General features: G+C 69.8%; 23 protein-coding genes. 6 read left to right on the top strand and 17 right to left on the bottom strand.

What is annotated here, in order from left to right:
* Positions 1 to 196 precede the first annotated feature (196 nt).
* From FDZ84_RS13705 to FDZ84_RS13685, 5 genes are all read right to left on the bottom strand, one after another.
* Positions 197 to 1,420, bottom strand: coding sequence for a DNA polymerase III subunit delta' (locus FDZ84_RS13705; RefSeq protein ID WP_168590045.1), 1,224 nt, complete (start codon positions 1,418 to 1,420; stop codon positions 197 to 199).
* A gap of 156 nt (positions 1,421 to 1,576) precedes the next feature.
* Positions 1,577 to 4,411: a type I DNA topoisomerase gene (gene topA / locus FDZ84_RS13700; RefSeq protein ID WP_210435556.1), complete on the bottom strand. Its 2,835-nt coding sequence runs from the start codon at positions 4,409 to 4,411 to the stop codon at positions 1,577 to 1,579.
* 212 nt (positions 4,412 to 4,623) lie between these two features.
* Complete coding sequence (locus FDZ84_RS13695; protein ID WP_210435555.1) at positions 4,624 to 5,217, bottom strand: hypothetical protein; 594 nt, start codon at positions 5,215 to 5,217, stop codon at positions 4,624 to 4,626.
* 204 nt (positions 5,218 to 5,421) lie between these two features.
* Positions 5,422 to 6,012 carry a hypothetical protein gene (locus FDZ84_RS13690; RefSeq protein ID WP_168586206.1) on the bottom strand — a complete coding sequence of 197 codons (591 nt, stop codon included), beginning with the start codon at positions 6,010 to 6,012 and terminating at the stop codon, positions 5,422 to 5,424.
* 162 nt (positions 6,013 to 6,174) lie between these two features.
* Positions 6,175 to 8,481, bottom strand: coding sequence for a sodium-translocating pyrophosphatase (locus FDZ84_RS13685; protein ID WP_210435697.1), 2,307 nt, complete (start codon positions 8,479 to 8,481; stop codon positions 6,175 to 6,177).
* A 511-nt stretch (positions 8,482 to 8,992) separates the two neighbouring features.
* Here FDZ84_RS13685 and FDZ84_RS13680 point away from each other — a divergent pair.
* Positions 8,993 to 11,374 carry a DEAD/DEAH box helicase gene (locus FDZ84_RS13680; RefSeq protein ID WP_168586204.1) on the top strand — a complete coding sequence of 794 codons (2,382 nt, stop codon included), beginning with the start codon at positions 8,993 to 8,995 and terminating at the stop codon, positions 11,372 to 11,374.
* 98 nt (positions 11,375 to 11,472) lie between these two features.
* On the opposite strand, the gene FDZ84_RS13675 is transcribed toward FDZ84_RS13680, so the two are convergent.
* The 5 genes from FDZ84_RS13675 to FDZ84_RS38835 form a co-directional block, all read right to left on the bottom strand.
* Positions 11,473 to 12,267, bottom strand: a complete 795-nt coding sequence (locus FDZ84_RS13675) for a bifunctional DNA primase/polymerase (protein ID WP_210435554.1) — start codon at positions 12,265 to 12,267, stop codon at positions 11,473 to 11,475.
* A gap of 195 nt (positions 12,268 to 12,462) precedes the next feature.
* Positions 12,463 to 12,810, bottom strand: a complete 348-nt coding sequence (locus FDZ84_RS13670; protein WP_168586196.1) for an Rv3654c family TadE-like protein — start codon at positions 12,808 to 12,810, stop codon at positions 12,463 to 12,465.
* Positions 12,807 to 13,139, bottom strand: a complete 333-nt coding sequence (locus tag FDZ84_RS13665; protein WP_168586203.1) for a TadE family type IV pilus minor pilin — start codon at positions 13,137 to 13,139, stop codon at positions 12,807 to 12,809. Before FDZ84_RS13665 ends, FDZ84_RS13670 begins: the two co-directional genes overlap by 4 nt.
* 267 nt (positions 13,140 to 13,406) lie before the next feature.
* The gene (locus FDZ84_RS13660) at positions 13,407 to 13,889 is read right to left on the bottom strand and encodes a hypothetical protein (RefSeq protein WP_168586202.1); all 483 of its coding nucleotides are present in this window, start codon (positions 13,887 to 13,889) and stop codon (positions 13,407 to 13,409) included.
* Between the two features lie 28 nt (positions 13,890 to 13,917).
* Positions 13,918 to 14,745, bottom strand: a complete 828-nt coding sequence (locus FDZ84_RS38835; RefSeq protein ID WP_246868999.1) for a hypothetical protein — start codon at positions 14,743 to 14,745, stop codon at positions 13,918 to 13,920.
* Between the two features lie 726 nt (positions 14,746 to 15,471).
* Here FDZ84_RS38835 and FDZ84_RS13650 point away from each other — a divergent pair.
* The 5 genes from FDZ84_RS13650 to FDZ84_RS13630 all read left to right on the top strand — a co-directional run bounded on the left by FDZ84_RS13650 (position 15,472) and on the right by FDZ84_RS13630 (position 17,996).
* A complete protein-coding gene (locus FDZ84_RS13650) occupies positions 15,472 to 15,705 on the top strand; it encodes a zinc finger protein (protein ID WP_246868998.1) in 234 nt (77 codons plus the stop codon).
* Positions 15,702 to 15,911 (top strand): hypothetical protein, encoded by a 210-nt coding sequence (locus FDZ84_RS13645; protein WP_168586199.1) that lies wholly within the window; start codon positions 15,702 to 15,704, stop codon positions 15,909 to 15,911. Before FDZ84_RS13650 ends, FDZ84_RS13645 begins: the two co-directional genes overlap by 4 nt.
* Before the next feature lie 103 nt (positions 15,912 to 16,014).
* Positions 16,015 to 16,251, top strand: a complete 237-nt coding sequence (locus tag FDZ84_RS13640) for a hypothetical protein (protein ID WP_246868997.1) — start codon at positions 16,015 to 16,017, stop codon at positions 16,249 to 16,251.
* Positions 16,252 to 16,590: 339 nt separating this feature from the next.
* Complete coding sequence (locus FDZ84_RS13635; protein ID WP_168586198.1) at positions 16,591 to 17,097, top strand: hypothetical protein; 507 nt, start codon at positions 16,591 to 16,593, stop codon at positions 17,095 to 17,097.
* Between the two features lie 14 nt (positions 17,098 to 17,111).
* A complete protein-coding gene (locus FDZ84_RS13630; protein ID WP_168586197.1) occupies positions 17,112 to 17,996 on the top strand; it encodes a phosphotransferase family protein in 885 nt (294 codons plus the stop codon).
* Between the two features lie 121 nt (positions 17,997 to 18,117).
* Here FDZ84_RS13630 and FDZ84_RS13625 read toward each other — a convergent pair whose 3' ends face one another.
* From FDZ84_RS13625 to ssd, 7 genes are all read right to left on the bottom strand, one after another.
* Positions 18,118 to 18,465, bottom strand: coding sequence for an Rv3654c family TadE-like protein (locus FDZ84_RS13625; protein WP_168586196.1), 348 nt, complete (start codon positions 18,463 to 18,465; stop codon positions 18,118 to 18,120).
* Positions 18,462 to 18,863, bottom strand: coding sequence for a TadE family type IV pilus minor pilin (locus FDZ84_RS13620; protein ID WP_168586195.1), 402 nt, complete (start codon positions 18,861 to 18,863; stop codon positions 18,462 to 18,464). Before FDZ84_RS13620 ends, FDZ84_RS13625 begins: the two co-directional genes overlap by 4 nt.
* The gene (locus tag FDZ84_RS13615; protein ID WP_168586194.1) at positions 18,863 to 19,072 is read right to left on the bottom strand and encodes a DUF4244 domain-containing protein; all 210 of its coding nucleotides are present in this window, start codon (positions 19,070 to 19,072) and stop codon (positions 18,863 to 18,865) included. Before FDZ84_RS13615 ends, FDZ84_RS13620 begins: the two co-directional genes overlap by 1 nt.
* 37 nt (positions 19,073 to 19,109) lie before the next feature.
* Positions 19,110 to 19,811 carry a type II secretion system F family protein gene (locus tag FDZ84_RS37775; protein WP_210435553.1) on the bottom strand — a complete coding sequence of 234 codons (702 nt, stop codon included), beginning with the start codon at positions 19,809 to 19,811 and terminating at the stop codon, positions 19,110 to 19,112.
* The gene (locus tag FDZ84_RS13605) at positions 19,808 to 20,608 is read right to left on the bottom strand and encodes a type II secretion system F family protein (RefSeq protein WP_210435552.1); all 801 of its coding nucleotides are present in this window, start codon (positions 20,606 to 20,608) and stop codon (positions 19,808 to 19,810) included. Before FDZ84_RS13605 ends, FDZ84_RS37775 begins: the two co-directional genes overlap by 4 nt.
* Positions 20,602 to 21,771: a TadA family conjugal transfer-associated ATPase gene (locus tag FDZ84_RS13600; protein WP_168590039.1), complete on the bottom strand. Its 1,170-nt coding sequence runs from the start codon at positions 21,769 to 21,771 to the stop codon at positions 20,602 to 20,604. Before FDZ84_RS13600 ends, FDZ84_RS13605 begins: the two co-directional genes overlap by 7 nt.
* A gap of 264 nt (positions 21,772 to 22,035) precedes the next feature.
* The gene (gene ssd, locus FDZ84_RS13595; protein WP_168586193.1) at positions 22,036 to 23,112 is read right to left on the bottom strand and encodes a septum site-determining protein Ssd; all 1,077 of its coding nucleotides are present in this window, start codon (positions 23,110 to 23,112) and stop codon (positions 22,036 to 22,038) included.
* Between the last annotated feature and the right edge of the window lie 516 nt (positions 23,113 to 23,628).

The raw sequence follows: 23,628 nt of genomic DNA, 5'->3' as shown, positions 1-23,628 counted from the left end.
ACGTTCCAGGTCGCCAGCGTCCGGTTGTTCGACGAACGGACCGTTCACTTCACCTATCGAAGCGGACAGGCCGTTCGCTAGAGACCAGCCAGCGACGGCGCACCACTACGCGAAACGAGTTTCCGAACAGGCTCTACAGCGCCCAAAAGACTCAAGGACCCTCACCGGCCTGAACACATCCGTGTCCACTGTGGAGTCATCCGGTGTAGAGGACGGCTAGCATTGCTTCCACCGCGATGATGGGCTTCACGTTCTGCGTCAGGGCTTCGCGGCACTCCAGGACCGCGTCGAGGCGGCGCAGCGCCGACTCCGACGTCCACTCCGCCGCCCCCTTCGCCACCGAACGTTCGAAGTCCGGGTGGTTCAGCGGGGCGGTCGAGCCCGCGCGGGTCACCAGCACGTCCCGGTAGAAACCCGCCAGGTCGACCAACGCCAGGTCCAGCGCGTCCCGCTGGGAGCGCGTGGCGCGCGACTTCTGGCGCTTCTCCAGTTCCTTCAGCGCCGCGTTCGCGCCGCGGGTGGCCGCCGCCGTGCCCTTGCCCGTGCCGCCCGCGCCCATCGCGGTCTTCAGCTCTTCCTTCTCGGCCTCGTTGCGGTCCTCGTTCGCGGTGACCGCTTCCGTCTCGGCCAGCTTCACCAGCCCGGTGGCCGCCGTGAACACGTCCGAGAACCGGCGCAGCCCCAGCGGAATGCGCAACACCGACTCGCGCCGCTCCCGCACCTCCTCGTCGGTCGCCAGCCGCCGCGCCCGGCCGATGTGGCCGCCACACACCGAAGCCGCCCACTGCGCGAGCTCCGCGTCCACTCCATCGCGCTCGTGCAGCACCTCGGCGATCGCGCCGGACAACGGCGTGCGCAACTGCACGACGCGGCAGCGGGAGCGGATCGTGACGGACACGTCCTCCGGGTGGTCAGACGGCGCGCACAGCAGGAACACGGTCCTCGGCGGCGGCTCCTCCACCGCCTTGAGCAGGGCGTTCGCGGCGCCTTCCGTGAGCCGGTCGGAGTCTTCGATCAGCACGATGCGCCACTGGCCGGTGGTCGGCCGCCGCGCCGCGGCCTGCACGAGCGCCCGCATCTCCGCAACCGAGATCGACAGGCCTTCCGGCACCACCAGCCGAACGTCCGCGTGGGTGCCGTGCAGCACCGTCCGGCACGCCGAGCAGTGCCCGCAGCCCGGCTGCTCGGGGTCCGAGCACTGCAGTGCCGCGGCGAAGGCCCGGGCGGCGGTAGAGCGGCCCGATCCGGGCGGCCCGGTGAACAGCCACGCGTGCGTCATCGATCCCGGCGGGACCGGCTCACCCCGCGCCAGGAGGTGGGCGGCGCGCACTGCGGCGAACAGCGTCTGCACCGCGTCGGGCTGTCCGACGACCTCCGCCCACACGCCGGTCTTCGGCTGCCCCGGAGCGTCGGTCTGCATCACGTCGCCTCCAGTACTTCGCGGACACCCAGACTGTACGGGGCGGCACCGACCGGCCTCGCCGCCAGTTCGCCAACGGGGCCGTGAGTCTTTGGGCGGCCTATGCCGATGGCAACCCAAAGGACTCACGGCCCCGGGATCAGCTGAAGGGCGGGATCACGCCGACTTCGAAGAGGAACTCGCCCGCTTCTTGGCCGCCGTGCTCTTCGCCGCCGTGCTCTTCGCCGCCGTGCTCTTCGCCGCCGTGCTCTTCGCCGCCGTGCTCTTCGCCGCGGTGGTCTTCTTGGCTGGCGCCTTCTTCTTCGCCGGGGCCTTGGCGCGCCGCTCCGCGAGCAGTTCCACCGCGCGGTCCATGGTCAACGACTCGACGTCATCGCCCTTGCGCAGCGACGCGTTGGTCTCGCCGTCCGTGACGTACGGACCGAACCGGCCATCCTTGATCACCAGCGGCTTGCCGGTGTCCGGCGCCTCGCCGAGCTCCCGCAGCGGCGCCGCGGCCGCCCGCCGACCCCGCTGCTTCGGCTGCTCGTAGATCTTGAGCGCCTCCTCCAGCGTGATCGAGAAGATCTGGTCCTCGGTCTCCAGCGAGCGCGAGTCCGTGCCCTTCTTCAGGTACGGGCCGTAGCGGCCGTTCTGCGCCGTGATCTCGTTGCCGGACTCCGGGTCCTTGCCCACCACGCGCGGCAGCGACAGCAGCTTCAGCGCGTCGTCGAGCCTCACGGTGTCCAGCGACATGTGCTTGAACAGGCTGCCAGTGCGGGGCTTGCCCTTGCTGCCCTCGGGCAGGATCTCGGTGACGTACGGCCCGAACCGGCCTTCCTTCGCGACCACCTCGTTCCCCGACTCCGGGTCGGTGCCGAGGCTGCGGCCCTCCATCGGGGTCGCGAACAGCTTCTCCGCGATCTCCACGGTGAGCTCGTCCGGCGGCAGGTCGTCCGGCAGGTTCGCGCGCTGCGACGAGCCGTCGCCCAGCATCCGCTCCAGGTAAGGGCCGTAGCGGCCGACCCGCACGTAGACGGTGCGGTCCTCGTCGTCGTTGAACATCGGGATGGAGTTGATCTCCCGTGGATCGATCTCCTCGACCCCGGAACCGACCAGCTTCTTCAGCCCGCCGGCCCGGCCGATCGAGTCCTCCGGGCCGATGTCGCCGCCGAAGTAGAACCCGGACAGCCATCGGGTGCGCTGCTGGCGCCCCTCGGCGATGCGGTCCAGTTCGTCCTCCAGCGCGGCCGTGAAGTCGTAGTCCACCAGCCGGCCGAAGTGCTTCTCCAGCAGGCCGACCACGGCGAAGGCGATCCACGACGGGACCAGGGCGGAGCCCTTCTTCCACACGTAGCCGCGCTCCTGCACGGTGCTGATGATCGACGCGTAGGTCGACGGGCGGCCGATGCCCAGCTCTTCCAGCGTCTTGACCAGGCTGGCTTCGGTGAAGCGCGGCGGCGGGTTGGTGGTATGCCCGTCCGGCGACAGCTCCGGCGCGGTGACCGACTGGTCCTGCACCAGCTGTGGCAGCCGCGACTCGGCGTCGTCGGCGACCCCACCGGCCTCCGAGTCGACCGCCTCGACGTAGGCCTTCAGGAATCCGGCGAAGGTGATCGTGCGGCCGGATGCGGCGAAGGTGCACTCCTCGCCGCTGGAGGCGGTGCCGGTGATGCGCACCGACAGCGTGGTGCCCTTCGCGTCGGCCATCTGGGAGGCGATGGTCCGCTGCCAGATCAGCTCGTAGAGCTTGTAGCCGTCGACGTCGTTACGCAGCTCGGCCGCGACCTCGCCCGGAGTGCGGAAGCTCTCGCCCGCCGGGCGGATCGCCTCGTGCGCCTCCTGGGCGTTCTTGACCTTGCGGTTGTACTGGCGCGGCTGCGGCGGCAGGTACTGCTCGCCGTACAGGTCGCGGGCCTGGTTGCGCGCCGCCGTGATCGCCGTCTCGGACAGCGTCGTCGAGTCGGTCCGCATGTACGTGATGTAACCGTTCTCGTACAACCGCTGCGCCGTGCGCATCGTCCGGTCGGCCGAGAAACGCAGCTTTCGGCTGGCTTCCTGCTGCAGCGTGGAGGTCATGAACGGCGCGTACGGCTTCCGCGTGTACGGCTTCTCCTCGACGCTGGACACGTGCAGCTGCGCGTCGGTGAGCGCGGCGGCGAGGCTGCGGGCCTCCTGCTCGGTCAGCACCCGCGTGTCGGGGTTCTTGAGCCGCCCGTCCGGGCCGAAGTCGCGGCCGGTGGCCAACTTCGCGCCGTCCACGTTCACCAGGCGTGCGCCGAAGCGCCGCGGCGAGGCGTCCGGGCCGGCATCCATCGTCGCGGAGATGTCCCAGTACTCGGCCGGGACGAACCTGATCCGCTCGCGCTCCCGCTCGACCACGATCCGGGTCGCCACCGACTGCACGCGGCCCGCCGACAGCTTCGGCATGACCTTCTTCCACAGCACCGGGCTGACCTCGTAGCCGTACAGCCGGTCCAGGATGCGGCGGGTCTCCTGCGCGTCCACCAGGTCGTGGTCCAGGTCGCGCGGGTTGGCGGCGGCCGCCTGGATCGCCGACTCGGTGATCTCGTGGAACACCATCCGGCGAACCGGCACCTTCGGCTTCAGCGTCTCCAGCAGGTGCCAGGCGATCGCCTCGCCCTCGCGGTCACCGTCCGTCGCGAGGTAGAGCTCGTCGACCTGCTTGAGCGCGTCCTTCAGCTCGGTGACCGTCGACTTCTTGTCCGAGCTCACCAGGTACAGCGGCTCGAAGTCGTTGTCGACGTCGACGCCCAGCCGGGCCCACGCCTGCCCCTTGTACTTCTCGGGCACGTCCTTGGCGTTCTTCGGCAGGTCCCGGATGTGCCCGCGAGAAGACTCGACGATGAAGTTCGAGCCCAGGTAGGAGGCGATCTTCTTGGCTTTCGCCGGCGACTCGACGATCACCAAGCGCCGGCTCGCGGAGCCAGCCCCGTTGGGGGACCCCGAAGCCCTCCCGCCGGCCTTCTTCGTCCGTGTCGACCCAGCCACGCTTACCTGCTCTCTTCTTCCGGAGGCTTCCGCTGCACCCGGTGCTACCCAACAAGTTCCTCAGTGTGCCCCTTGTGCGCTAGTTCGCAGCGCGCAGGGAAGGCACAGGGTTGCACATAACACGCTAAGACTCGTCAACATCTTCTTGTACGAACGTATCGGGTGACTCCGGTGTTCCGTTGCGTGACCTGGCGTGATGTGCGTCAACCCGGTCAGGACACCAGGGGCCACGTTCGCTCGATCGCACCATCGGGAGTTGGGCCGACGAGCTCGGCGAGGCGGGCCAACCGGCGACGACCGGCGACGCGCAGCGCAGGGCCACCGGCACGCGGGCCGACCGGCTTGGCCGGGAGGCCGCAGCCGAGCAGCGCCGCGGCCAGCGGCGCGTGCGTGTCGGGCGCGTGCGGATCGAGCCCGAGGCGGTAGCCGGTGGGCTCGCCGTAGCCAGCGGTCAGCGCCCAGATCCGGAGGGCAGCGCCGTCCGGGACGAAGTCCGGCGGGACGGATTTCACGGCGCCGCGCAGCCAGCGCGCGGCGAGGCCGGTGAGGTCCGAACGGAAGGCGGTGCGGATCAGCGGTCGGCCCTCATCGGAGCGGCCGAGCTCGGCTTCCACGCCGCGTTCGGCGCAGGCCGCGACCAGGGAGCGGGCGCGCCATTCGGCGTCGACCACCACGGACAGCCGGGCCGCGGTGCCGCGGCCGAAGCCGACCGCCTGCCCGGGGCCGCACAGCATGCCCGCGAGGTCGGCGACGTCTGGCTGCCGCGCCTCGGCCGAGTAGAAGGACAGCTGGTCCACGGCCCGCATGCTAGAACGGTAGTTCGACTTTGGCCAGCACATCCATCCGTATGCGCGAGGCTCTACCGCAGTTTGAATTGAAACTGTCAGCGGGTTTGTTCACCGCCGAACTGGCTCGGCATCGGGGTTGCGAGTTGCAGCGAACGGCCCGTTCGCTTCACGAGTCGAGGTGAACAGGCCGTTCGCTGCACCCAACCAGCCCAGCGGCCGGTCTCAGCCCGGGGGTTGCTGCTGGGGCTGGGCGAAGAACTGCTTGCAATCCGGCGCCTGCTCGGCGGCGGTCTTGAGCTCCTCGTTGTGGTCCAGCTGCTCCAGCTTGTCCTGGAGGTTCAGCTGCTGGCCCTTCTGCAGCTCCTGCTGCAGGCCGGTCATGCCCTCCTGGAACCGCTGTTCGTTGGTCGGGTCGATCTGCTTCGCCTTGTCGCCCGCCCCCTGCAGGAGGTCGCGGACCTGCGTGAAGCCCTGCTGGAAACCCTCGTTGACCTGGTCCGCGCCCGCGATCGGCGACGGGCCCAGGCCCTTCAGGCCCTGGATGGTGCCATCGGCGGAACCCACCGCCGAGTCGATTCGTTCGATCACCGTTTTCTTGAGCGTGGCCGTATTCGTCTTGTCCACGGGCGGGAGCTGCTTCTGGGAAGCGGAGAAGCCGCCCACCAGACCGCACATCCGGCCCACCCACGCAACCCCCTCCGGGCTCGGGGCGGCGGCCTTCGGGGGCGGCGCCGGGGCGGGGCCTGCCGCGCACCCGGCGAGCGCCAGCGGAACGGCCGCCAGCACCGCGATGGACGTCGAACGGATCTTCATGCGCACTCCTCGCAATGTTCGGAGTTGCCTTCGGCGTGCCGCCCGACTCTCCCCCACCGGCCGCCGCACGCCGGAAGCCGGGGTCGGCTACCCGCCGAAAACCCAGCTCACGGAAAGGGCGCTGCCCCCGCGGGGGCAGCGCCCTTCTCGATCGGCGCGGCGTCAGGGCGCGCCGTTGACCGCCTTGTCGTCGGACGGGGATGACTCCGCGATCGCCGTGGAGCGGCGCTTGGAGACCACGACCGCGGTGATGATCACCGCGGTCGCGACGATCGCGATGCCGATCCCCACCGCCTGGTTCGCGCCCGCGCCCACGCTGAACGTCACCACGGCCGGCGCGATCAGCACCGACACCAGGTTCATCACCTTCAGCAGCGGGTTGATCGCCGGACCGGCGGTGTCCTTGAACGGGTCGCCGACGGTGTCGCCGATGACCGTCGCGGAGTGGGCCTCGGAGCCCTTGCCGCCGTGGTAGCCGTCCTCGACCAGCTTCTTCGCGTTGTCCCAGGCACCACCGGAGTTGGCCAGGAAGATGGCCATCAGGGTGCCGGTGGCAATGGCACCGGCGAGATAGCCCGCCAGCGGGCCGACGCCCAGGCCGAAGCCGACCGCGATCGGCGCCAGCACCGCGAGCAGACCAGGGGTGGCCAGCTCGCGCAGCGAGTCACGGGTGCAGATGTCGACGACCTTGCCGTACTCGGGGCGTTCCGAGCCGTCCATGATCCCGGGCTTGTCCCGGAACTGCCGCCGCACCTCGTAGACCACGGCGCCGGCCGCGCGGGACACCGCGTTGATCGCCAGGCCCGAGAAAAGGAACACCACGGACGCCCCGATGATCACGCCCACCAGCACGTTCGGCGCGTAGACGAAGAACTCGGAGGCGCTGAGGTGACCGGCTACATCGGCCAGCGCGACGCCGATCGCGTCCGTGTAGGACCCGAACAGCGCGGTCGCGGCAAGCACCGCCGTCGCGATCGCGATGCCCTTGGTGATCGCCTTGGTGGTGTTGCCGACGGCGTCCAACTCGGTGAGGATCTTCGCGCCCTCGCCCTCGACGTCGCCGGACATCTCGGCGATTCCCTGGGCGTTGTCGCTGACCGGGCCGAAGGTGTCCATCGCGACGATCACGCCGACGGTGGTCAACAGACCGCAGCCGGCCAGCGCGATGGCGAACAGCGCCACCGGCAGCGACCCGGACAGCAGGAACGCGCCGAACACCGCCGCGCCGATGATCAGCGCGGTGTACACGGCGGACTCGAAGCCCACAGAGAGGCCGGAGAGGATCACGGTGGCCGCGCCGGTCAGCGACGACTTGCCGACGTCGCGCACCGGCCGGTGCTCGGTGGCGGTGAAGTAGCCGGTGAGCTTGAGGATGACCACCGCGAGCAGGATGCCGATGATCACCGCGACCAGCGCGATCAGCGCCGGGCTGCCGTTGGTGGCCCGGATGCCCTCGGAGACGCCGGTGAGCTCGGCGAACGTACTGGGCAGATACAGCATCGCCGCGATAGCGCAGAGCACCGCGGAGATGCCGGCCGAGATGTAGAACGATCGGTTGATCGCGGTCAGCGCGCTCTCGCCGGCGCGGGCCTTGGTGATGTAGACGCCGATCACCGCCGTGATCACACCCAGGGCGGGCACGATCAGCGGGAACAGCAGGCCGTGCAGGCCGAACGCGGCGGTGCCCAGGATCAGCGAGGCGACCAGGGTGACCGCGTAGGACTCGAACAGGTCGGCCGCCATGCCGGCGCAGTCGCCGACGTTGTCCCCGACGTTGTCGGCGATCGTGGCGGCGTTGCGCGGGTCGTCCTCCGGGATGTTCTGCTCGACCTTGCCGACCAGGTCGGCACCCACGTCGGCGGCCTTGGTGAAGATGCCGCCGCCGACTCGCATGAACATCGCCAGCAGGGCGGCGCCGAAGCCGAAGCCCTCCAGCACGCGCGGGGCGCCGCCGGCGTAGACCAGCACCACCAGCGCGGCGCCGAACAGGCCGAGGCCGACGGTGATCATGCCGACCACGCCGCCGGTGCGGAACGCGACCCGCATCGCCTTCTCGCGCCCCTCACCCGCCTCGCGGGCTGCCGCCGCGACGCGGACGTTCGCACGGGTGGACAGCCACATGCCGAGGTAGCCGATGGTGGCCGAGAAAGCGGCGCCGAACAGGAAGAAGATCGATCGGCCGATCATCTCGCCGGTGCTCTCCGCGGGCAGCGCGAACAGCACCAGGAACACGATCACCGCGAAGATCGCCAGTGTGCGGAACTGCCGGTTCAGGTAGGCCGACGCGCCTTCCTGGACGCCCTTGGCGATGTCCTGCATCTTGGCCGTTCCTTGGCCGGCGGACAGCACCTCCTTGATCAGGACGTAGCCGAAGGCCAGGGCGGCCAGGGCGATCACCATGACCACGCCGACGACGACGTAGTCGGCGCCGCCGAGTTCGATACCGATGGCTTGCTGGGCGAGGTCCATCCGGGTATGCGAGCTCGGTGGTGCAGCGCCCTGGGCCCAGCCGTGCTGGACCGGGGTGAGCAGGGACATCCGTCCTCCTGGGTTGTGCTCGGTTCAGCACCGGAACCCGGAAAGCTCGACCGGGATTCGATGCGCGGTAGGCGGCCCCGCCCGGTACGGCCGGTGATCTGCCGCTGGCCGTCCGTGGCGACGTCGTGGCTCGGGAGTCTATTCAGGCCACGAGTGGCTTACCTCACGGTGTGATACGCAACTCGTCCCGACGTGGGGTTCCGTTACTAAAAAATCGATTCAGATAGGTACTTGATCACCCAATTGGGCAAAGTTCGATTTGGCCCAATCGGGTGAGATAAGGTAGAGGACACGACTCCGACGGTCCACTGTGTCGCGGCCGCAGCCAGCGTCGCGGGCCGAAACTGCAGAAAGAACCATCCGATCGAGCGATACCGACACGGAAGCGGGAACCGGGAACGCGTGCAGAGGACGCGATCGGCACTGTGCAAGGCTCGCTTCTGTGCGCGCAGCGGACGAGGACAAGGGGCGGCGGTTGCTCGACCGCGCCGTAGCCGGCATACCTGCCGACGAAACACCGGTGCGCCACGTCGAGCACCTGCCGGCCCGCCCGGCACGGACCGCCGACTGGCCGAAGTGGGCCCCGCCGCGGCTGGTGGACGCGCTCCGTGACCGCGGTGCGCGGGAGCCGTGGGTGCACCAGGCCGAAGGAGCCGAAGCGGTCTGGGCGGGCGAGAACGTGGTGGTCGCGACCGGCACCGCGTCCGGCAAGTCGCTGGTCTACCAGCTGCCGGTGCTGTCCAAGCTGCTCGACGACGACCGGGCGACCGCGCTCTACCTTGCCCCCACCAAAGCACTCGGCGCCGACCAGCTGCGCACGATCGACGAGCTCGGCATGCGGGAGGTCCGGGCGGCGAGCTACGACGGCGACACCCCGCAGGTGGAGCGGGACTGGGTGCGCACGCACGGTCGATGGATCTTCACCAACCCGGACATGCTGCATTACGGCGTGCTGCCCGGTCACGGCCGGTGGGCGCGGTTCTTCCGGCGCCTCAGCCACATCGTGGTCGACGAGTGCCACACCTACCGCGGAGTGTTCGGCTCGCACGTAGCGCTGCTGCTGCGCCGCCTGCGCCGCGTCGCGCGGCACTACGGCGCGGATCCGGGTTTCGTGCTCGCCTCGGCGACCGTGTCCGACCCGGCATCGCTGGCCGCGCGCCTGACCGGTGTCTCCTGCCGCGCCGTGACCGACGACGGATCGCCGCGCGGGGCCCGGACGATCGCGTTCTGGGAACCGCCGCTGCTCGGCGAGATCATCGGCGAGAACGGCGCTCCGGTGCGCCGGGCGGCCGGCACCGAGGCGGCGCGCATCATGACCGAGCTGGTCATCGAGGACGCCCGGACGTTGGCGTTCATCCGGTCCCGGCGCGGGGTGGAGCTGGCTGCGCTGTCCGCGCAGCGTGCGCTGTCCGATGTAGACGAATCGTTGGCCCAGAAGGTCGCCGCCTACCGCGGCGGGTACCTGCCCGAGGACCGCCGCGAGCTGGAGCGTTCCCTGCTGTCGGGCGAGCTCCGCGCGGTGGCCACCACCAACGCGCTGGAGCTCGGCATCGACATCTCCGGCCTCGACGCCGTCGTGGTCGCCGGGTATCCCGGCACCCTCGCGTCCTTCTGGCAGCAGGCCGGACGAGCCGGGCGGGACGGCGAGGGCGCCCTGGTGGTCTTCGTCGCGCGGGACGATCCGCTGGACACCTACCTGGTGCACCACCCGCCCGCCGTTCTCGACCGGCCGGTCGAGGCGACGGTGCTCGACCCGACCAACCCATATGTGCTCGAACCGCACCTGGCCTGCGCCGCCGCCGAGCTGCCGCTCGACGAGGACTCCTTCGACGTCTTCGGCGGCGAGCCCGCCCGCCGGGCCGTGGAAGCGCTCACCGCGGACGGGGTGCTGCGCAAGCGCCCGCACGGCTGGTTCTGGACCTCCCGCGAGCGTCCACATCGGAACGTCGAACTGCGGGGCGCCGGTGGGCACCCGATCGCCGTCGTGGAGGGCGAATCCGGGCGGATGCTCGGCACCGTGGACCCGGACTCGGCCTGCGGGACTGTGCACCCCGGCGCGGTGTACCTGCACCGCGGCGAGTCCTTCGTGGTGGACGAGCTGGACCTGGAGACCGGAATCGCCCTGGTGCACCAGGAGAGCCCGGATTGGACGACCTCACCGCGCAACGTCGTGGACATCTCGGTGCTACGGACGATCGAGCGACACGACACCGGACGCGGCGTCACGGTTTGCCTCGGCGAGGTGGAGGTCACCTCGCAGGTCGTCGGCTACCTGCGAAAACGGCCCTCCGGCGAGGTGCTGGACCAGGTTCCGCTGGACCTCCCCGCGCAGACCCTGCTGACCCGGGCGGTCTGGTACACGGTCGGCGACGAGCTGTTGGTGGGCAGCACGCCGGGGGGCGCCGGGCTGGATCCGGCGCTCGTCCCCGGCGCGCTGCATGCCGCCGAGCACGCGGCGATCGGTCTGCTGCCGCTGTTCGCGACCTGCGATCGATGGGACATCGGCGGGGTTTCCACCGCATTGCATGCCGACACCGGGGAGGCAACGGTGTTCGTGCACGACGGTCATCCGGGAGGGGCCGGATTCGCCGATCGCGGTTATGCCGCATTGGTCCCATGGTTGGCCGCGACGCGGGAAGCGATCGCTTCCTGCGACTGCCCGGCTGGGTGCCCGTCCTGCGTCCAGTCGCCGAAGTGCGGGAACGGCAACGAACCGCTGGACAAGGCGGGGGCGGTAGCTGTTCTCGACGCGGTTTCGACCGCGCTCGGGGGAAGCGCCGCTGGATCGGCTGGGCTCCACGGCGATCGTCCACAAGAGAGCTGAGCACGAAGGGCTGGTGCGTGCTCAGAGGCGTGTCCGGTCGTACTGGGGCCCTGGGCGCGGATGCCGATCCGTTCGACGCCTGCGCGGTCGGCAGGGGGTCACCTGCCCGCTGCGAGGAGCTCCGCCACGTTCTCCGGATTGCTGTTGTCAAGGAGTTCAAGACTCGTGCAGAACGCCTCCTGCACGAAGTCGGAGCCGGGCAGCTGCCAGGCGCACACCTCGGGCTTGACCCGCCAGTGCACCGCACCGCCCGGGTAGGCCGTCGGGGGCATGGGCACCCAACTTCCGTTGCCGTGCAAGCGGATTTCATCTTGCTCGGCCAGTTCGGGGTAGAGCTCGCCGCCGCTGGACATCAGGAAGTACCAGCGGCCGTTCGGGGTGGCGACGATCGGCACGGGGAAGCCGAGTTCGCGCAGCACCGAAGCGGCCCGGCGGCCGAGGTCCGCGTCGACCTCGATGGCGTCCACCGTGGTGCCGGTGGCGATCAGCAGGCCGTACGGCCGCTCCGACCACCAGGACGTGACCTCGTCGGGGTTGGTGCCGAGCCGGTCCTGCCAGTCGCGGTAGACCGGCACCAGGCCGTTCTCCTGCCGTCCGCGCCGGCCGATCCAGACATCTTCTTCGGGATAAGTTCCGGGCAGCACCGGCCAACCGCGCGAGGCGAATCCGATCGCCTGCACGCGAAGTTCGATCCGGCTGCTGGTCAACCCGGCCGGATGGGCCGGGACGCCGCGGAAGGCGTTGGGCCACCTGTCCGCCGACCGTTGCATTTGCTCCGCCTCCTCGTTCCACAGTGGGCGCCGGACCGGCGGCTCGGGGTCGCCTCCGGAATCACCTTCGGCAGCCGCCTGGTTCTCGACCTCGTTGTCGTAAACCTTGGGTCTTGCGCTCACACAACTAATCAACGTCATCGGACCCCGCCGAGTACACCCCCCAGTCGACGACCGGTAGCTCAGCCGCGACGAACGCTCCCAGCCGAACACGAGCACCGATAGATCATCCTGGTGAGCGACACCGGAATGACCGCTCCCAATGGTGATTTCGGAGCGGCTCGACCGTTCGCCGACCGCTCATCGCAGCCGGGCCGATCACTCGTCGGTCGGCCCGGCACGGGCCCGTGCGCTGGCTTTCCGCCCGCCCGGGACGAACGCGGGAAGATCGGTTCGCACTGCCACGAGGGCATCCCATCCGTCCATCGTGCATTCAGCCACCTCGACCCGCATCCCGCTCGCGACCTGGTTCGCCCGTTCGCATGCGAGCTGCTGTCCGTGCGGCGCGTACGCCGCCGCGGCCAGCGCCGCGAGGTCCGCCGCTCCTTCGGCCCGATGCCGGGCGATGGTTACCGCGCCCAACTGCAGGACGAACCACAGCAGGGCGAGCAAGGCCATCGAGAGCACTGCCGAAAGCACGGTTGCCGCACCCCGATCGCCGTTCATCGCGCCACCAGCCCTTCGACCCCCGGTTCCAGCACCGCCACCGCGCGTGCGCGCAGCAACTGGCCGGGCACGAACCCGCCGGGCAGCGGCGCGCTCACCTCGGTGCTGACCTGGTCGCCCTCGACCAGCACCGACAGCGACGCGCCGGCCGGGGCGATGCGGCCGACCGCCTCGTCCGCGCGGGGCCGGTCGCCGCGCGCCACCAGCCGCGCGGCCTCGACCGCCGCGTCGGTGCAGCGGAGATGGCCGATCAGCGCGCCGGCTCCGGTCAAGATCAACGCGAACACCGCGATCACCGAGCAGATGCCCAGCGCCGCCTCAGGTCCCAACCGGCAGCCAACGCCAGCGGATCCGTTCGGTCGCGTCGCCGGTCGGCCGCCGCGGACCACCGACGCACGGCGAAGGCGGCGGCCAGGCCGATCAAGATCCCGCCGACCGGACCCACCACCTGCACCGCACCGGCCCCGACCGTTCGTCCAGCGCAAGGTCGTCTCACCCAACGACTTCACCGACCTCAACGAGAGGCGACGTCGGCAGTAGGCAAGCAACGAAAAAGCGCCCGCCCGGTACCAGGAATACCGGGACGGGCGCTTTTCTCATACCCGTTCGGCATCATCAGGCCATACGACGATAATCGGCAACCCACGTTCACGCGCTGCATCTACGACGTCGCCAGTTCCGCCGCGCCCGCCCGCAGGTTGGCCGTCCCATACGGCGAACATCGCCTCAACGGAGTCGAGGATGTAGTCGCTGGCACCCATGTAGGCATCGCGGTTCGACTCCGCGAACGGCATCGTGTGAACCTTCGCTGCCTTGCTGATCAGCTCGTCGAACTCGGCTGCGTTGTCCGCCTTGACCTTCCTCTCGCGGTAGTCAGCAGCGGGAAGAACGACTTCCAGCGTCCCGCCCGCGCTCAGCACCGCATGAGCGAATACCTGATCGGCACCGCGAGCAAGACAGCTCACGCCGACGAGATCATGCCCACTGTAGGCGGAAAGTTCGGATTCCAGTGCCTTCAGTACGAGCGGGACGCTCGCGGCGCTGAGGTTTGAGTGCCCGGTGATTCCGATACGCGACAACTTGTCTGGCCCTTCCGTTCTGTGCTGCTCAAGCCTCGATCAGATCACGAACCGCCTCGCGGGTGCTGTGCACGGCGGTCGATGTGGCGAAGGGCTGAGACTCGCGGTAGAAGTCCCGCAGCTTCTCGCCGACCCGCCCGGACGTCCATTCGCCAGCGATCGGCAACACGGCGTCGATCAGTTCGCTAGCTCGGTCCAACTCCGAGGTGATGAGGTGGGTACGAGCAAGCCCGATGAGATCGAAAGTGTGGTTTCGTACTCGCGACTGATCGCGGAGCGCCAGGGCTCGGCTGATGTAGTCCTGCGCGTGCCGCGCGTCCTTCGGGTTGTTCGTAGCAGCGGTGAGGTCACGCCAACGCGCCCCAATGACGCCGTACAGCTCCGCCTCGTCCAGCTTCTTTACCCGGCGATGATCGGTTCCGTTGGCGTCACCCTCGGCGAAGTGGTCCTCGGCAAGTCCGACCGCCCGACGGAAAGACTGCCTCTTCCCGGTTTTCGCGTAGGACCACGCCTCCCGTGTGGCCAACAGCGAGCGCAGCCGCGGGCTAGCTGACTTTCGGGTGCCGTACTGGGCGAGTTGCACCAGTTCGAGCCCGTCGTCGGGCTGTTCGAGGTCGTAACACTGGCGGGCGAAGGAGGCCAATGTAACCGCGGCGAAATTCTCATCACCGGCGACCTTGGCGAACTTAACCGAGAGCGTGTAGTACCGCTGGGCGGCACCATGCGAGCCGGAGTCCCACGACATCGACGCGGCGATCACAGCTAGCTCCGCGCCGACGAGAAACGCCCGCCGGGTCGTGGAACCGTCGGAAGCGTCCTTGAGTCGATCGCTGACGTCATTGAGCTGGGCAATCACAGCTTTTCGCGTAAGCAGTCCGGTCGGAGTGTTGTTCCATCCCTGAATTTGATCAGCGATCTGCTGCCAGCCTGCAAGCTCGGCCTCGCTGACCGATGAGGTGCCCTGGAAGCGGGTTTGCTGCGGCATCAACCAGCGCTGAAGGGGATCGGTGAGCGCTGTACCGGCTAGGGCGGCTGACGCAGAGGTCAGCGCTTGACGTCGTGAGAGTGTCACGTCCTGACTCGTCATTTCTTCAGCAGTGGCTACGACGTCCGCAGGAAGCCACCCCTTCGACTGATCGTCTGGACCCGTGGTCGGCGGCTTGGCTGATGGTTGCCTACCGGGAGTGAAGCCGAGATCAGCGTCAGACTTCGCGCCCAGTACGGCGCGAAGACCGGAACGGTAGGCAGCGCCCGGCCATCGAACTTCGCCCCTCTCGTATCGGGCGATCTGGTGTCGGTCGAGGTCGTATTGCTGCTTTGTGGCTGCGAGCAGGTACCGATTGACTTCCTCGGCCAGTTCCGAGCGCGACATGCATTCGCCGGGCACACGACGCGACGGCATCGCTTCCCGTGCAGCGCGGAGGGACGTATTCAGCGTCGGCACGGCAGCCCCTTAGCAGATCGGACACTGAGTGTATCCAGGCCAGCGCAGCGGGTCAGATAGCAATCTGACCCGCGATGCCCCGCGATCTGTGTCGAGTGTCCTGGTCTCGGTGACGACAGTGGGCTTATGACCCGGGCAGTGGCATACCAACCCCACCCGTTCCACTGGGTTCCGGCTGACGGCCAGCGGCACGCAAGCACCGACGCACGGCTGGGCGGCGGCTACCCGACCAGGGTGTGTGTCGCGACGCTGTGCGGTCACCAGCTGATCGCGGACAACACCGACCGCGCGTGGCTTTGGGACACCTGCCCGGACTGCAACGCCGCGGCACACAAGCTCGCCCACTACCTGCCGGCGGTGGGTGCGCGATGAGCGCCGAGCACGCCCACATCGGGCGCATGATCCGCGCAACGGTGTTGATGTTGGGCTACGCCGCCGACGACGTTGAGCGCGGCCGGTGGAGCGACGACGAAATCCGGCAACTCGGCGACCAACTCGCGACCGTGGCCGCTGCACTCCGCGGTGCAGGAACGTCGCCGGAACCACTTGTGATCGACCTATCGGAGGCAAAGCGATGATCGCCGCGTTGATCGCAAGCGGCCTGCTCGGCGTCGGGGGCTCGCCCTGTGGGCGACGTTTTACTACGCCCCAGCACGCCACGCCGATGGCGGCGAAGGTGCGTTGACGGTCGCGTTCCTGGTTGCCCGGGTAGAAGCGGAGACCACCAGCGACGGCCGGCACTGGCGGCGCGAGCCGCGGACCGTCCAGATACGTGGAGATCTGGCCGATGCGCTCGCTGTCGAGGAAACCCGGCACCCGCCACTGGTCGAGTCTGGTTTGCCGGTCGATGACCGGGAAGCGATGGCACGGCACCCCGGAATGCTGCGGCGGCTGCTCGCCGCGTTGCTGCAACTGTAGGCCCGGTGGGAATGCCGCAGCCGATCCCGACCGCGGTGTTCCCACCGCAACCATGTGCCTGCGCCGTTGCTTACAGGTCGGCCAGGTACACGGATGGTCAGGCGATGCAAGCCCCCCGACGTCGTCTGACCATCCACCCCAGCTCCCCGGAGCGGAACGGCCGACCCGACCCGACATGGCGGCCGTAGCTGGGTTGACGAGCGGCAGTGCGCCGCAACCGTTCCCACCGCTCCGGGGAACCCTTTCCGATCCAGACAGAAAGGAGGACGGCTATTGCGGGCATCTTGCCCGCTGCTCATCGATCCACCGGCCGAAGTCCACTAACGAACGGAGGACCACATGACCGCTGTCATCGAGCAGACAGCAGCACGAACTCTGATCGACAGCACACTGTTCGACCGCCTCACGGCGCGCATCGCCAACGAACACCAAGCGCCCATCGACTACGCCGAGCGCATCATGGATCAGGCGTTGGCGTTCCTCGCCGTCTCGGCTGACCACCTGGGAGAACCGCTCGCGCCAACGCCTGCGGTCGACATCGGATGGCACGCCTTCATCCTTTACACCCGCGAGTACGCCGAGTTCTGCAACCTGGTCGCTGGGCGGTTCATTCACCACGTGCCCAACGACGCCCCGAATGCGCTACCCGGCAGGGGCACACCCGTCGAAGCTCGCGCCCGTACGGTGAAGGCGATCCAGCGCGCCGGGTTCCTGGTCGATGGCGAGCTGTGGACGGACGTGGCCGCCAAGTGCTCGCCTGGCGACGCCGAGGATGGCTGTTGCGCGGCATCAGGCGTCGACGGCAACGAGAACACCGAGAACCAGACACCGCCGCCAGTTAGGTAAGGAGACGGGCCGACGTGACCACCTGGCATGAACTACCCGAGCAGGTACGGGACGCCGTACAGTGGCACGTCGGCCCCATCTCGGCGGACACCGACATCACCACGGGCCGTAACAGCGACCTCGCCGCGGTGCTGTACACGAGAGCCGGGCGGGTGTTCGTCAAGGGTGTTGAGGGTGTCAGCCGCCGCATGCGGTTCTTGCGCAACGAAACCACGGCCGGGCAGTTGGCCGCTGGGCTTGCCCCCGCGGTGATGTTCGCCGAAGACATCGGTGAATGGCTGGTCGTCGGGTTCGAGTACGTGCCCGGCCGACCGGCTGACCTTTCTCCTGGTTCACCGGATCTGCCGATCGTCGCCGAGGTCGTCGACCGGCTCGGCGAGTTCCCCGCGACGGGGCTGCGGTCGCTGCGGGATCGGTGGGGCACCGTCGACTGGTGGGGCCGTCTCGCCGAGCAGGCGCCCGACGTGGTGCACGGCTGGGACGTTGCGGTTATGCGGCAGTGGGCGGCACGGCTGCCGGCGCTCGCCGACGGCGACCGGTTGGCGCATACCGATCTGCACGGCGACCAATTCCGCATCGGTCCCGACGACAGGGTGCACGTGATCGACTGGGGCTTTCCCGGCGCGGCGGCCCCGTGGGTCGATGGCGCGTATTTGGTGCTGAGGCTGGTCGAAACGGGCCACGAGCCCGGCGCAGCGGAAGCGTGGGCCGATGCCAACCTGTCCGCGTTCGCCGACGTCACCGGCGACCACCTGACCTCGTTCGCCGCTTACCTGGCGGGTATGTGGTCGCACTGGGCCGTCACGAAGAACGGACCTGGGATGCAGCACCGGGCACGGCTCGCCCGTGACTACGCCGCATGGCGGACCGAAACGGCAAGCGTGCAGGCGCGGCGCTGATCGCGGGTCTGCGCACTACGTTTCTCCGATCATCCTGGTGAGCGACACCGGAATGACCGCTCCCAATGGTGATTTCGGAGCGGCTCGACCGTTCGCCGACCGCTCATCGCAGCCGGGCCGATCACTCGTCGGTCGGCCCGGCACGGGCCCGTGCGCTGGCTTTCCGCCCGCCCGGGACGAACGCGGGAAGATCGGTTCGCACTGCCACGAGGGCATCCCATCCGTCCATCGTGCATTCAGCCACCTCGACCCGCATCCCGCTCGCGACCTGGTTCGCCCGTTCGCATGCGAGCTGCTGTCCGTGCGGCGCGTACGCCGCCGCGGCCAGCGCCGCGAGGTCCGCCGCTCCTTCGGCCCGATGCCGGGCGATGGTTACCGCGCCCAACTGCAGGACGAACCACAGCAGGGCGAGCAAGGCCATCGAGAGCACTGCCGAAAGCACGGTTGCCGCACCCCGATCGCCGTTCATCGCGCCACCAGCCCTTCGACCCCCGGTTCCAGCACCGCCACCGCGCGTGCGCGCAGCAACTGGCCGGGCACGAACCCGCCGGGCAGCGGCGCGCTCACCTCGGTGCTGACCTGGTCGCCCTCGACCAGCACCGACAGCGACGCGCCGGCCGGGGCGATGCGGCCGACCGCCTCGTCCGCGCGGGGCCGGTCGCCGCGCGCCACCAGCCGCGCGGCCTCGACCGCCGCGTCGGTGCAGCGGAGATGGCCGATCAGCGCGCCGGCTCCGGTCAAGATCAACGCGAACACCGCGATCACCGAGCAGATGCCCAGCGCCGCCTCGACCGTCACCGCCCCGGCATCGCGGCCGGTCGTTCCGGCGCCGGGCGCAACGACCGGCGCCGGAACCACCTCCGCCATCAGACACCGCCGCCTTCCAGCCCGCGGGCGATGAGCCCAGCCAGTGCGTCCTTGACCGAATCACCGGTCACGACGCTGTAGAGCAGCGAAGCGAACGCCACCGCGGCGACAGTCCCCACCGCGTATTCGGCAGTGCTCATGCCTCCGTCGCCGTGCAGCAGCGTGCGGAGCCGGCGCGTTGCCGTCCACCGGTTCGTTCGGGTACTCATTTCGATCGACCCCTTCCAATATTTGTCCACAATGGATTCACAAGGGTGCCGCGAGGCGGTGCACCATGCCGACCGCCACGGGGAGCACCCCGAGGCACAGGAACGCGGGCAGGAAGCACAGGCCCAGCGGTGCCGAGATCCACACCGTTGCACGCTGGGCGCGTGCTTGGGCCTGCTCGGCGACCGTGGCTCGCGCGTGGCTTGCGATCTCGCCAGCAACGTCCGCCAGCGCGCTGCCGGTCCGGGCGGTCCGCCGGGCCGCACGTGCGAGCTCCGCGGTGTCCGGGTTCCGCAAGGCCGGTTCCCAGCCGGTTGCGGCGTCCGAACCCAGCGCGAGGTGATCGGCGACCTCGCGCAGCGTTCGGCAGGCCGGACCGGTGAGCTCGTCGGCCACTGCCCGCACGATCACCGGCACCGGCAGCCCTGCTCGCATGCCGGCGGCCAGCAGGTCCCAGCCCGCGGCCAGCGCCAGCGGGTCCGTTCGGTCGCGTCGCCGGTCGGCAGCCGCGGACCACCGACGCACGGCGAAGGCGGCGGCCACGCCGATCAAGATCCCGCCGACCGGACCCACCACCTGCACCGCACCGGCCCCGACCGCCAGCGGGAGCATCCAGGCCACAATGGACGGTGTTGTCCGGCTCCGCCCCGGCGATCGCGGGCCGAGCGCTCGCAGCCGCGCCCGCGCCGAACTCGCCGGGACGAGCAGCAGTGCCACCGCCGCGAGCAGCAGCTCGATCACGGCTGCACCACCGCCCTGGTCAGGCGCAACGTCCAGCCGACCCCGGCGCACAGCAAGGCAACCCCGACCAGCAGGAGCAGTTGCCCGAGCAATCCGCCGGTCAGCACGGTGATCGGTCCTGCCCCGACCGCCTCGCCGAACAGCAGCCCGAAGAGCGGCAGCCCGGCGAGCACAGCAGCGGTCGACCGCGGACCAGCCATCTTCGCTTCGACGTCCCGGCGGAACGCCGCGCGCCGTTCGACGTCGCCGCGCACCGCATCGAGCAAGTCTGCCAATGCGACGCCGTGCCGCTCCGCGAGCGCCCAGGCCCTCGCCATCCGACCCAGTGGCTCACGCAGTTCGGCGGCCCCGTCGTGCGCTTCGAGAACCTTCGCGACTTCGCCGCCGAGCCGAACCGTGGTGGCCATGTCCTGGAACACCTGACCAACCGCCGGGCCCGACTCCGCCGCCGCTCCCTCGGCCGCGGCGGCCGGGTGGGCACCCGCGCGCAGCTGCGCCACCAACAGCCGAAGTCCGGCGGTCAGCTCGTCGGCCTGCTTCAGCCGCTGGCGCCAGTCCCGCTGCGATCGCCAGTACTTCACTCCGAGCAACGACAGGGCAGTTCCCGCGCACGATCCAACGGGACCAGCGAAACTCCAGCCCGCCACTGCGACTGCCGGAATCGCGAGCAGCCGCGCCGCCCGACGGAGTGGGAGCCCAGGAACGTGGGCCGGCATGGTGCGGAGCCGTTCGCGCGCCCGGATCTCCGGCCAGCACAGGACGGCCGCGGCCAGCACGATTAGCGCGTGGATCAGCACGGCAAGGCACCTCCCCTCGCCTCCAGCAGCGCCGCCAGCGCATCCCTGCCCGGCCCCCAGCCGCTTTCGACCTGCCAGGCCGGGAGCACCTCGACCAGGTCGCCGTCCCGGCGCAGCACGCCGATACCAGCGAGATGCCTGCCGCGCCGGGCGCTCCGCCGAACGTGCAGCACCACCTGCACGGCCGCGGCCAGCTGGCTGTGCAGTGCGGCGCGCGGCAGTCCGCCGAGGGCGGCAAGTGCCTCCATCCGGGCCGGGACCTCTTGCGGCGAGTTGGCGTGCAGCGTGCCGCCGCCCCCGTCGTGCCCGGTGTTCAGCGCGGCGAGCAGCTGGCGGACTTCGCCGCCGCGCACCTCGCCGACGATGAGCCGGTCCGGCCGCATGCGCAGCGCCTGCCGGACGAGGTCCCGGACCTGGATCTCCCCCGCCCCTTCGACGTTCGCCGGGCGGGTGAGCAACCGGACCACGTGCGGATGCCGCGGGTAGAGCTCGGCGGCCTCCTCGACGCACACGATGCGCTCGGACTCCGCGACCTCCCCCAGCATCGCCGCCAGCAGCGTCGTCTTGCCGCTGGCGGTACCGCCTACCACCAGGAACGCCAGCCTGGCGGCCACGATCTCGCGCAGCACCGCTGCGGTCGGCCCGTCGAAGGCTCCGGAGCTCCGCAGCGCATCGAGGTCGTGCGCGGCAGGGCGCAGCACGCGCAGCGAGATGCAGGTGCCCTCGCCCGCGACCGGCGCCAGCACGGCATGCAACCGCACCGGCCCGGACGCGCTCTCCTGCGGCAACCAGGCGTCGACCCACGGCTGGGCGTCGTCCAGCCGACGGCCGCTGGCAACGGCGAGCCGCTGTGCGAGACGGCGCACCGCATCCTCGTCGGCGAAGCGCACCGCCGCCCGCGCAAGCCCGTCGCCCCGGTCCACCCAGACCTTGTTCGGCGCGGTGACGAGCACGTCGGAAACCGCCGGATCGCGCAGCAGCGGCTCCAGCACTCCGGCACCGCGGAATTCCTGCTGCACCAGGCGAAGCGCGGCTAGGACGTCGGCGTCGGCGACCAGCCCGCCGGACTCCTCCCGCACCGCAGACGCGACGGCTGCCGAGGTCAGCGTGGCACCGCTGCCGACCAGGCGGTTGCGCACCCGCTCCAGCAATTCGCCGTCGATCGCATCGGCCACAGTGGACTCCGCTGGCGCCGCGCCGGCGATCTGATCGATTTCCAGGACACGACTAATGGACATGACTGACCCACTTCCGTTCTGGTGGAGCACCGAATAGAGCTGCTTCCCGCACCGGCCGACCGGCTGGTGCGAACCTTCCAAGCCCGCGCGCGAGTTCGGTGCAGTCGCGACGAGACCGTCGCCGCGCCAGCACCGAAGCTGCAGGCACGTCCGAAGACCCGCCGACACACACGGGCCTCGATCAAGAACTCAACAAGCCACAGTGGACATTTCCGCGCCGCTGAGCGCGGCCAGGACTTCCTGCGCGGCTCGCGCAACCGGCCCCCGGCGGATCGCGGCTAAGCCGCCGCGGTCCAGGACGGCGGGCAGGCTCGGCTGTGGCCGCATGACCGACAGGACTTCCGCGCCCACCGCTCGCGCTACGTCGGCCGTGCGCAGTCCGCCCGGTGCCGGACCTCGCACCACCAGCCGGACCGGGCCGGCCGCGTGTTCACGGATGCTCGCCACCGCACGGGCCGCCGCCGCGCAGGCGCGCACTTCGGCAGGGACGACGACCACCGCCAGGTCTGCCTGGCGCAGCCCGGCCACCGCCGCTGCCGGGAGGGTGCGCGGCAGGTCGCAGACGACGGTGTCGCCCGCCCGGCGGCCCGCGCCGAGCACTGCTCGCACCGCCTCCGGGGTCAACCCGCTCGACGGCCCGTCACGGTCACAGGACAGCACTGTGATCGCGCCGGCTCCGATGCGGCGCTTCGGCAACGCCTCGTGCAACGCGCTCGCCGCGAGCCGACCGGCGTTGACGGCCAACCCCGACCAGCGCAGGCCGTCGGCCGCTTCGGCTCCGACGGCGAGGTCCACGCCGCCACCGAGCGGATCGCAGTCGACCAGCAACGACCGTTCGCCGCCGCGCGCCGCGACCACCGCCACCGCTGTGGCCAGCACCGAGGCACCGGCACCGCCGCAACCGCCCAACACCGCGAGCACCCGGCCGCCCTGCGTCGGCACGTCGCCCGCATCGGACAGCAGCTCGATGAGGTTCGCCTCGTCGGCGGGTAGTTGCAGGACGTGCTCGGCACCGATCTCGAACGCGGCGCGCCAAAGATCAGAGGTCGGGTCCCGGCACAGCACGGCGACACCGCGTCTTCGCGGCAGACCGTCGGCCGCACCGATCGCGGCCGGGTCGAGCAGCACCAGGGGCGCGATCCCCCAGCCGGCGGCCGCCGGATCCGGGGTGTGCTCCAGCTCGCCGCCGGTGGCAGCGGCCAGTCGCGAGACCTCTTCTGCCAGCGCGGAATCCCGCGTGACGAGCAGCGGACGTGCAGTAGTCATGGCGATGCCTCCGGCAATCGAATGGTGCGAGTGGGATGAGCGCGGAATTGGTGCGGTCGATAACCAAGGTGGCCGGATCTTCGACGACTGCCAACCGGTTTTTCCAAATCTGTGGACAAGTCCAGCACCTGTGGATAACTCGCACCCCCCGGAAGTGCGATACCCGCCTGACAAAAAATGGAAAGAATTCACGTTCGCTCCGGCCGGATTCGCCCGCACCGGCTCCGCCGAAAATGGGACGACCCCCGCCAAGGGGGGAGGGGCGGGGGTCGTCAACAGTTCAGCTCCGGGGGGTCGAGCTGAACCTGTCCGGGTGGCACCGGACTACCCTCACTCTAGCCCGTAGATCCCCGGCAACGTCCCCCGTCCATTAGAGGGAACGTTCTTGCTCTCGGTGTTCACTGAACCGGACGGTAACCGGCATTCGAGTCAAGAATTAGCTCCCACTAGACGAGAGCAACACGCAGCACCATACGCAGCACCATACGCAGCGTGAATTTTTGGCGCACACCGACG

Source organism: Saccharopolyspora sp. ASAGF58, assembly GCF_012277335.1.
In the GTDB taxonomy this organism is placed as follows: domain Bacteria; phylum Actinomycetota; class Actinomycetes; order Mycobacteriales; family Pseudonocardiaceae; genus Saccharopolyspora; species Saccharopolyspora hattusasensis.
The sequence above is the reverse complement of the archived record's forward strand: the minus strand, read 5'-3'. Positions and strand labels throughout refer to the sequence as shown.